The following is a 9883-nucleotide window of genomic DNA, read 5'->3' on the forward strand; positions in this document are numbered from 1 at the left end:
CCAAGCTTTTCTGGTCGGAACCCCCTAAGCCGAGTTTTCAAGGTGCTGCGCCGTCCACTTGGTTTTCGAGACTGGCCTTTTAATTCTAACGTAAAGCCAACCTAGAACGGCGGGGTTTCAGACCCAAAATTTCCGATGATTGATTGTTATCAGCTTTGCAAAACAGGATTTAGGATCAAAAATAACCTAGAAGCACTGTCCCAATAGAAAACCGGTTCTTCGTTACTTGGTATGGTTCGATAGGGGGACATAAATCGACTAAATCCTTATCTGGTAAGAGACTTAATTGATTAGTTCGCTCTAGATCAAAAACAATTGACAAAAATCGCTAAATGCCTTTCTATATAAGGGTTCCATCCCTTATAACCCCCGTCCATTGCATAACACAAACCGAAGAGCCAGAAAACCTAAGCCACCTAACGGTGAAGTTAGGTGTACTTTCACAACTGATATCTTTAAGAACGCTTTTCTGGGTTCTAATATGGACCTAGGAATCTCTCTCCATTGAAGTGAATCATGTGATCGGGCTGATCAGCTACCCAAACTTCTGTTTCCCAGGAAATTTCAGCAAGATAACGAGTCATTTCCCTACGACTGGGAAAAGCAGTAACAAAGACAAGACCCTTACAGCTTAATTGAAAAAGTTGCTTTAGTTCATTGTGGCGTTTCAAATTCACTGGACCATGACTCGTCACCGCTTCTATAAGGACAAGCCAATCTTGGTATCTATGATAGATAACAAGATCAGGCATTTTCCCGTGAGGATCTAATTCAATCCCCATTTCTCGGAATTTTTGTGTTTCGTTGATTATAAATTTATCACCAGCATCGCCAATATATAGAACTACGCCCCCTGGCGTAAATCTTGGACAAAAGCTTTCTAAGATGTCTTTAATTAAAATATTTTGCCCACCTGATGAAAGCTGAATCGCCCGACCATCGGGTAAGGTTATAGGAATCATGGGCAGATTTCGATTCCTGGCTTGCAACCAATTAGTCACTGAAACCGCATAATTTCTACGAGCTTCTTCCCACTGCTCAGAGCCATAAACTTGAAGCAGTGATAACGCTTGCCGATCAAGTTGGTAGCACCACCTAGGGCTATTAATTGGTCGGTCTGGTTTGTCTGGATTCTGAACCACCAGTCCCATCTGCACAAATTGATGCATTGTCTGTTTTCGAACAGTTTCGCGTGTGTTTGGTGCATATTGTTTTCCGTAATGATCACGGAACCAATCCATCATTTCTGTAATTCCGCGTTTTGGTGCAGTAGCTTGGCTCCAGGGTTTATCAGGTTGAATATCTGCTAACGCAAGTAAGCATAGTGCAGACCTTTCATTCTGTTGCGCTCTAGGAGCAGAGATAGCCTTGAGAATTGTCAGTGCTTCTTCGATTCGTTTGTTTGCTTGAACTGCGGCACTTGCTTCATCCATAATTGATAGAACTTCATGTACAACTTGATCGATTTCTTCTTGGTTTAAGTCATTGTCCCCAACTTGAACTCCTATTTGGATTAAGTCATTTTTACATGGATACTTAACCCTACGAAGGTCGGTAGCATTGACTTGTGTATTTCCACTAAATTGACGAAAGTAGCTATCAAATAAAGTTGAATTAAGAAATGCGGCTAACCCTTTAGCTACATCAGGAGGCATTCCTCTGCCTTTAGCATGATAATAATTAAGATGATTTTCGACACCTAGAGATTTTGAACCAATAGGAGAACACACAGCAGCAACAACACGACGCTTTTCTTCTTTGGATGAAAAACGTTTTGTCAAAACATACCAGCCAGGCTCAATTAACCATTTTTCTGTTTCGTTATTTTTTTCTACCGCAATGGGCTTGCGGGGATTATCAGGAGGAAACACTACTTTCCTTACTTTTACAGATTCTGGATAAAGTAGGGGAACAGTTCTATCACTCAAATGGTTTCTTAAAGACGATTTCAGGCGAAAATCAACAACTGGACCAGTGGAAACTTCTAAGCCTATCTCATCCAATGTACAGGGCATTTTATTCATTTGAACTCTCAAGGAATTCTTGAGAGAATTTGTAACAATATGAATAAACTGTTCAGAATCATTCGGCTCAATCACTTCGTCATAGGGGGTATATCTAGATTCTGAAATCTCGTCTAATGCCATCTCAGAATTACTGGTTATTTTTACAGTGCTAGGTTTTTGTTTAGATCTTAGGGCGTGAAAAATAATATTTTCCTGTAATACCTCATCTTCTGAGAAGGTTGCTGATCTACTCTCAAATATATGGATTTTATCTAGTTTCATATATTCTAGGAAGGCTTTTCGGAAAGGGCGAAAATACTTGCCATTGCAAAAACTTCTCGGCGTAATCGCAACCACTTCGCCATCGTCTATAAGTTGTACGATGGCAAGCCAAACAAATGCGCTGTAGAGATTTACAGTATCAATCCCAATACTTGCAAGAACTTTCTTTTCTGCTGATTGGCTGTGAATCTTCTTATAAGGTGGATTCAGAATCGCATGAGTAAAGCCTGGAACTACCTTCTTAAAGAGTGGCAAGTTCATTTCACTACTAGCTTTGATGAAATTCTCCCCCCGCAAGCAATAATCTGCTTGAATTCCTTTTCCGTTCAAAGCGGCACAGCATTCTGTGAGGGTTTGATTTAGCGAGGGGAAGAAGACTGGTTCGACTTCATATGCTGTAATGCTGCAACTACTAACCTGATCGGGGTTTGCCAGTAACCGCTCTACTACAGCAGCAGTTAAAGTTCCAATTCCAGCCCCAGCATCTAGAAGGTGAATATGACCAGACAGGTTGTTGAATTGTCCTGCCATGAAACGCGCAACAGTTGCGGGGGTCAAGAACTGACCCAACTGACTACGCTGTTTCAAGTTCAATCTTGAAGAGTAGTAGACTCTGGCTATATCAGCAGAATCAGTAAGGAACGTTGCCATCTGGTCATCTAGTAGCAGTTATGAATCAATACCACAGAACTCCTTCCCGGTACACCTAACTATCAATTATACCGCTCCCTGCGGTCCCACACCCTCCTCTATCCCACTTCCATCAGTTAAACACCCCCTCAATTTGGGCATAATTACCGCATTTCCACAGCCAAAAGTCTATTGGTCTGTCAATCTTGAAATTGTGGATAGGGGAATGCTGCCAAATTATTCGCTCCCAATCCCTCAAAATCACCTTAACAGACCCATAGAATCGCCCTTAATTTTTGTGGATTACCAGTCCCTAACTATATTCTTCTCCGACACTGAGGTTAAAGAGCATTTGCAGGGATTGTAAACAGCGCTTACGCGCTTCGATATCCTGTTGGGCGCGCAGTTGTACCATGGGTTCGTGAAGGATTTTATTAACGATACCGCGGGTCATTGCTTCGATAACTTCTTGGTGTTTTTCGGCGAATTCCGTCCCCAAACGGGAGAGGGCCTTTTCTAATTCCTGTTCGCGAATATCTTCAATTTTGCTTCTTAAACAGCTAATTGTCGGTACAGTGTCCAAAGAACGCCACCAAAGCTCGAAAGCTTCCACTTCCTGCTCTAGGAGTGCCTCTGCTTCCCTGGCCATCTGACGGCGACTTTCCTGATTGGCGGCAACCACCGCTTTGAGATCATCGACGTTAAAAGCTTGCACTTGTGCCAATTCCTTCACGTCGGTATGGACGTTGCGGGGAACAGAAATATCGATTAACATCAGCGAGTTAGCAGAAATCGTCACTTCTGTCAATAAAGTTTTAGTTAAAATTGGTTCCGTGGCTCCGGTACTGGTAAAGACGATATCCGATGCCGCTACGGTAGTCATCATCTCTTCTAAGCCATATAGTTGCAGCGGTAGGTTAGGAAATTCACGGGCCAACTCCTGGGCCCGTCTTTGGGAGCGATTGACGATCGCAATTTGCTGAGAACCCTTAGCCAGAAGGTGAGTAACTAATAATCGGGACATTTTCCCTGCCCCGATAATAGCGATTTTCTTGCTGCTGAGGTCTGTCACCTTAGCATGGGCTAACTCCACCGCCGCCGAACTGATCGATACGGCTCCCGTGCCGATGCTGGTTTCCGTGCGGACGCGTTTACCGGCAGTCATGGCTTGTTTAAACAGGCGATCGAGTAACTGGCTAATAGTATTGTACTTCTGGGCTAATTTATGGGTATTTTTAACTTGAGCGAGAATTTGCCCTTCACCGAGGACAAGACTTTCTAAACCGGCCGACACCCGCAGCAGATGACGGACAGCATCCTGATGCAGCAGGGTAAACAGGTAACGACGCAGGACATTAAGGGGAATATGCCCGATTTCAGCGAGAAACTGGGTAATTTCCACCACGCCCTTTTCCGTATCCGTAACCACGGCGTAGATCTCCAAACGGTTACAGGTGCTGATAATCGCCACCTCTTGGATGTGGGGATAACCCTTGAGGTGGGTAAGGGCGGACTCGATTTTCGCTTCCGGGATACTCAATTTTTCGCGAATTTCCACAGGGGCTGTCTTGTGACTCAAGCCCACTACAGCAATATTCATTTATGTTCTCCTACAAATGTTGCTCAGGCTACAAAAATTATTGATAAAGATCAGTGCGTTATGTCTCTAATTGTTGCAATTTAGTCCCAATCGGGATGCAAATAAAAGATGTTTGAAAAAAAACTTTATATATTTTTACCAATGGGGGCGAGGTGAGCCATGCCCACCCCACCGGGTCAGGGAATTATCTCAGTTGAATGTATTTGGGTTGGTCGAACAGGTGAACGGTATCGACAAAGCGAGCGGTTTTCGATTGGGTGGAGATAACCAAGCTTTGGGTACGAGCGCCACCATGGAAGAAGCGTACCCCTTCCATCAGGGTGCCGGGGGTGATCCCACAGGCGGCAAAGAGGACGGTTTCGCCACTGGCTAATTCTTCGCAACCGTAAACGCGATCGGGATTAGTGATGCCCATTTCTTGCAGACGAGCGAGATTACCCTCGCGGCTTTCGCCGATTAAACCGGTTTTGACCACTTCGGGATCATAGATTAATTGTCCCTGGAAGTGACCGCCTAGACAACGCATAGCCGCCGCCGAGATTACCCCTTCCGGAGCGGCACCGATACCCATGAGAGCATGAATATTAGTTCCCGAAAAAGCGCAGGAAATAGCGGCCGATACGTCACCATCGCTGATCAGACGAACTCTGGCCCCAGCGTTGCGGATTTCTTGGATTAATTCCTTGTGACGGGGACGATCCATAACTACTACCACCAGTTCTTCGATCGAACGATTGAGACAATCGGAAAGGACTTTCAGGTTTTCCGTCGCCGATTTATTAATATCCACATGACCTTTAGCTGCTGGGGGAGCGGCTAATTTTTTCATATAAAAGTCAGGAGCGGCGAATAACCCACCTTTTTCGGAGATCGCTAACACGGCCATAGAACCATTTTGACCGTAGGCGACCAAGTTAGTGCCTTCGCAGGGATCGACGGCGATATCGATTTCGACTAATTCGTCGGGATTACAATATTGTTTGGCATCAACTTGGGTACAGATACCCACTTCTTCGCCAATATAAAGCATAGGAGCCTCGTCTCTTTCCCCTTCTCCAATAACGATGCGACCGCGCATATGGATTTTATTCATCCGTTCGCGCATCGCTTCCACAGCGACGTGATCAGCGATATTTTTTTCGCCTTTACCCATCCACTTGGAGGAAGCAATGGCAGCCTGTTCGACTACTTCGATAATTTCTAACCCTAGCGTACTTTCCACTCGATGATCCTCCCTACAGCTGATCTATGATTTATCTAGTGAGTTTGTTTCCTTAACAGTCAAAAGTCTATCACCAGACGGGGATCATTCTTAAGTTTTTATGTAGATCATCTGGAGGAGACCGGTATAGCTAGGGAGTTTTTGCCGGCACTGTCGCCTCCATCTCGGTTATGGAGACCTGGATCGCTGATTTCGGCGTTAAACGACGGATAAATTCCAGGGGTAAACCGTCTGTGTCGGCAATAAAGGTGACTTCATAGACGTGATCGCCGATCATCTGTTGTTGGGGTGGCAAAAGAATTTTTAAAGGTTGATATAAACCGGCATCCTCTTGATGAGCTTGCTGAAAGTTATTTGTTAATTTTTCTAACCATTCTGGTAAATTGCTGACATTTTCTGTTAGGTCAAAAGACAAGTGATAATAACCGACATAATGCTGATCGCTAAAGGCATCGGGGGCGGGTTTCGGTTGAGGAATTTGGATTAATTCGATGCGTCCGTTTAACCCCGTTAGCCAACAGGCCAAAGTATAACCCGTGGTGAATCTTTCCTCTAGGGTAAAACCGAGAAGTTGGTAAAAAGCGATCGCCCGATGGATATTAGCGGTGCGGATAGAAGCATGGTGCATTTTCAGTGTTGCCAAAGGCACGGCGTAGCCGTCCAGTAATCAGTAATCAGTAATGAGTGAGAATTCGGGGTTGACAAGCAATCCTTGATTGCTCCGCCTCCCCATTCAGTTTTTAGGTTATGAGTTTATTAAGTGAGATTATTCACTGATAACTGATAACTGATCACTGATAACTGATAACTGATTAATCAAAAAGACGAAAATAGGGATAACGTTTGGGAACCCCCGGTTCTTTTTCCAGATCAAAATTAATTACATCCCAACAGGGTTCATCGGGGGCATTGGGGCTAAATTCTACTGGTAAACCGTAGAGACGGGGAATAGTGGCTTCACCCGGTTCATTACCGCGCCAAGTAGTGTTACGTTCTAGGTAGGAACTAACTAAATCGCGATAACGGTTGGCAATAATCACTTTAGTCGCTTTAAATCCTTGGGTATAGAGGCGATCAAGTGCTTCGTGAATCTCAAAACGAATACCATCGGGGTGAGTGTGTTGACGATACCACTCACCATTCCAGAGTCGCCAATGCCGTCCTGACTGCAAGTGAACCAACTCACCCGTTTTGGGATCGGCTTCAAAAGCTCCATGACGCGGACACAAATAGGTATCCGTCAAAGTAAGGGCGGGGATTAGCTGCCGACAGTGAGGACAATGGATATCGGGGCCAAAAACAGGGTATTGTAAACTTGCATTGATCATGGAAGAACCTAAACTAAAAATTGTTATCTTTGTACCAATAAGCCTATCCATATTATACCCAACCAAATTGGACGGGTATTCTCTTCCGACTTTAGTGCAGATCCTTCCATGTCTTTAGATAACTTAAGATCAACTTCTAATTTCTGGCCCCTTGTCGATGTCAGTCAAGCGGCTTTTATTGCCCCTAATGCCACGGTAATGGGCGATATTTCCCTAGCTGTGGGGGTGAGTGTTTGGTATGGGGCGGTATTGCGTGCCGACGTGGAACGCATCGAAATTGGGGCCTATACTAATATCCAAGATGGGGCGATCCTACACGGAGATCCGGGCAAAATTACTATCCTTGAAGATTACGTTACCATCGGGCATCGGGCGGTAATTCACGCAGCCCATATTGAACGCGGTTGTTTAATCGGCATTGGGGCAGTGATTCTCGATGGTGTGCGCGTCGGGGCGGGTAGTATTGTCGGGGCGGGTAGTATTGTGACAAAAGATATACCACCGCGATCTTTAGTGGTGGGTATTCCCGCTAAACGCGTCCGGGAAGTGTCGCCACAGGAGGCTCAAGAGTTGATCGAACACGCCGAGCGCTATGCTAAACTTGCCCTCGTTCATGGGGGAAAAGGTACTGATACTGGATTCCCAAAACGGGCGGATTAGGGTATAAATATAAAATGAGAATCAAGTAACAATCTTTTAAGCACTGACCGAGGAGAAGGAAATCTATGGACTGGAGAGTGTTAATCGTTTTAACCCCTTTGTTTATTGCTGGTGGCTGGGCTGTCTTCAATATCGGCGCTGCCGCTATTAGACAAGCTCAACAGTTTCTCAGCAAACAAAGTTAATAAAAGTTTATACTTCTTAGTAAAACCGACCGCCTAGGCGATCGGTTTTTAATTTTTTCTTATCCAGCGATCGCTGATTGGGGTGTAGGGTGTAGGGTGTAGGGTGTAGGGTGTAGGGTGTAGGGTGTGGGGTGTAGGGTGTAGGGTGTAGGGTGTGGGGTGTGGGGTGTGGGGTGTAGGGTGTGGGGTGTGGGGTGTGGGGTGTGGGGTGTAGGGTGATGGGTGTAGGGTGTAGGGTGTGGGGTGTAGGGTGTAGGGTGTAGGGTGATGGGTGTAGGGTGTAGGGTGTAGGGTGTAGGGTGTAAGATGATGGGGAAATGGGGGAATTATGAATTATGAATTATGAATGATAACTGATAACTGATAACTGATAACTGAATTGTCATCTCGACTAGGAAACTAATTTTACACTAATACCTAACCATGAAATCTAATTGTCAAAATCTCATTCAAGAGCTTTCCCATCTAGAAATTATCACCGATCCGGGGCAAGTGGCGAAACTTTCCTTAGATTATTATCATTTTAGTCCCATTTTAGAGGCACAACTGCAAGATAAACGGGCTGATTTAGTCATTCGTCCCCACAATAGCCAAGAAGTTATTGACATCGCTAAAACCTGCGTTAAATACCAAATTCCTTTAACAGTTAGAGGTGCGGGTACAGGTAATTATGGTCAATGTGTTCCCTTGCAGGGCGGAGTAATTTTAGACACAACGAAACTAACAAAAATTATCTCGATCGAACCGGGTACAGCCCGGGTAGAAGCGGGGGTAAAAATGGCATTTTTTGATAAACAAGCTCGCGCAATCGGTTGGGAATTAAGAATGGCTCCCTCTACCTATCGGACGGCGACAATTGGCGGTTTTATCGGGGGTGGCAGTGTGGGCATGGGGTCAATTAATTATGGACAATTGAAGGATAGAGGCAATCTGCAAGCAGTGCAATTAGTCACCCTAGAAGCGGAACCAAAAATTATCGAACTACGGGGGGATGAGGTAGAAAAAGTCAATCATGCCTACGGAACCAATGGCATTATTACCGAGTTAGAAATAGCCCTCGCTCCCTGTTATCCTTGGGCAGAATTTATCGTTACTTTTGCCGATTTTATCACCGCCGCTAAATTTGGTCAAGCTCTCAGTGATAGTGATGGCATTGTCAAGAAAATGGTTAGTGTTCACTCTTGGCCAATTCCCGCTTATTTTACTGCTCTTAAGGATTATTTACCCACAGGAAAAGCGGCAGTTTTGTTAATAGTATCGGACAGCGATCGAGTCGCATTAGAATCTTTAATTAAAGAATATAATGGTGAACTTACCTACTATAAAACGCCAGAAGAAACTCAAAAAGGCAACAGTATCTTAGAATTTACTTGGAATCATACCACTCTCCATGCGCGTAGTTGTAACCCCAAGATAACTTATCTACAAGCTTTTTATTTTAATCTAGCTACGGTAGAGAAACTCCATAATTATTTTGGTGAGGAAATAATGATGCACCTAGAATTTTTGAAATTTCAAGGTAAAGTTATTCCCGCCGGTCTTCCCTTGCTAGAATTTACCACAGAAACTCGATTAAATGAGATTATTGCTATCTATGAACAACAGGGGGCAGCCATTGCCAATCCTCACACTTATATCATGGAAGATGGCGGCAGCAGACAGATTAATCCGCTACAACTAGAATTTAAACAACTCGTCGATCCCTACGGATTGAACAATCCGGGTAAAATGCGAGCATGGGTTGAAGCAAGGGGGTAGGGGTTCAATTCAAGCTAAATTAAACAAGATAAGTAGGTAGGCGTTAAAAATTATCAGATGCCCCCCTTATTAAGGGTAGGGCTGTTTCATTCTCCCATCAGAATATCAAAAGTAAAAGCGATCACTGTCAGGTAAAATGAGAAGTGAACGCGAACTTTTGAAAGATATGTTGAGCTTAATAGAAAAACTAAAACAAGTCAAGGACTTTCGGA

At 44.4% G+C, this 9883-nt stretch carries 9 protein-coding genes; 3 read left to right on the forward strand and 6 right to left on the reverse strand.

The window, feature by feature from the left end; all coding sequences use genetic code 11:
- Positions 1-175: 175 nt before the first annotated feature.
- The 6 genes from O9332_RS14560 to O9332_RS14585 all read right to left on the reverse strand — a co-directional run bounded on the left by O9332_RS14560 (position 176) and on the right by O9332_RS14585 (position 7068).
- Positions 176-322 (reverse strand): hypothetical protein, encoded by a 147-nt coding sequence (locus tag O9332_RS14560; RefSeq protein ID WP_288026152.1) that lies wholly within the window; start codon positions 320-322, stop codon positions 176-178.
- A gap of 154 nt (positions 323-476) precedes the next feature.
- Positions 477-2939 carry a BsuBI/PstI family type II restriction endonuclease gene (locus O9332_RS14565; RefSeq protein ID WP_002757967.1) on the reverse strand — a complete coding sequence of 821 codons (2463 nt, stop codon included), beginning with the start codon at positions 2937-2939 and terminating at the stop codon, positions 477-479.
- A gap of 292 nt (positions 2940-3231) precedes the next feature.
- The gene (locus O9332_RS14570) at positions 3232-4518 is read right to left on the reverse strand and encodes a glutamyl-tRNA reductase (protein WP_002757965.1); all 1287 of its coding nucleotides are present in this window, start codon (positions 4516-4518) and stop codon (positions 3232-3234) included.
- A 184-nt stretch (positions 4519-4702) separates the two neighbouring features.
- Positions 4703-5740 (reverse strand): class II fructose-bisphosphatase, encoded by a 1038-nt coding sequence (glpX, locus tag O9332_RS14575; protein ID WP_002756310.1) that lies wholly within the window; start codon positions 5738-5740, stop codon positions 4703-4705.
- Positions 5741-5870: 130 nt separating this feature from the next.
- Positions 5871-6368 (reverse strand): VOC family protein, encoded by a 498-nt coding sequence (locus O9332_RS14580; protein ID WP_043998929.1) that lies wholly within the window; start codon positions 6366-6368, stop codon positions 5871-5873.
- Positions 6369-6552: 184 nt separating this feature from the next.
- Complete coding sequence (locus tag O9332_RS14585; protein WP_043998928.1) at positions 6553-7068, reverse strand: TIGR02652 family protein; 516 nt, start codon at positions 7066-7068, stop codon at positions 6553-6555.
- Between the two features lie 108 nt (positions 7069-7176).
- Here O9332_RS14585 and O9332_RS14590 point away from each other — a divergent pair, with 108 nt between their 5' ends.
- The 3 genes from O9332_RS14590 to O9332_RS14600 all read left to right on the forward strand — a co-directional run bounded on the left by O9332_RS14590 (position 7177) and on the right by O9332_RS14600 (position 9671).
- A complete protein-coding gene (locus O9332_RS14590) occupies positions 7177-7728 on the forward strand; it encodes a gamma carbonic anhydrase family protein (protein ID WP_002757960.1) in 552 nt (183 codons plus the stop codon).
- A gap of 65 nt (positions 7729-7793) precedes the next feature.
- Entirely contained in the window at positions 7794-7913 is a 120-nt protein-coding gene (locus O9332_RS14595; protein WP_039900610.1) for a photosystem II protein Y, read from the forward strand.
- A 423-nt stretch (positions 7914-8336) separates the two neighbouring features.
- Positions 8337-9671: an FAD-binding oxidoreductase gene (locus tag O9332_RS14600; RefSeq protein ID WP_002757958.1), complete on the forward strand. Its 1335-nt coding sequence runs from the start codon at positions 8337-8339 to the stop codon at positions 9669-9671.
- Positions 9672-9883 lie beyond the last annotated feature (212 nt).

Source organism: Microcystis sp. LE19-10.1B, from assembly GCF_027530565.1.
Lineage (GTDB): Bacteria > Cyanobacteriota > Cyanobacteriia > Cyanobacteriales > Microcystaceae > Microcystis > Microcystis aeruginosa.

Bases quoted from the DNA above. Each gene is read 5' to 3' on its own strand.
- O9332_RS14565 (WP_002757967.1), bottom strand. From the start codon at position 2,939: ATGGCAACGTTCCTTACTGATTCTGCTGATATAGCCAGAGTCTACTAC.
- O9332_RS14570 (WP_002757965.1), bottom strand. From the start codon at position 4,518: ATGAATATTGCTGTAGTGGGCTTGAGTCACAAGACAGCCCCTGTGGAA.
- O9332_RS14580 (WP_043998929.1), bottom strand. From the start codon at position 6,368: ATGCACCATGCTTCTATCCGCACCGCTAATATCCATCGGGCGATCGCT.
- O9332_RS14585 (WP_043998928.1), bottom strand. From the start codon at position 7,068: ATGATCAATGCAAGTTTACAATACCCTGTTTTTGGCCCCGATATCCAT.
- O9332_RS14590 (WP_002757960.1), top strand. From the start codon at position 7,177: ATGTCTTTAGATAACTTAAGATCAACTTCTAATTTCTGGCCCCTTGTC.
- O9332_RS14595 (WP_039900610.1), top strand. From the start codon at position 7,794: ATGGACTGGAGAGTGTTAATCGTTTTAACCCCTTTGTTTATTGCTGGT.
- O9332_RS14600 (WP_002757958.1), top strand. From the start codon at position 8,337: ATGAAATCTAATTGTCAAAATCTCATTCAAGAGCTTTCCCATCTAGAA.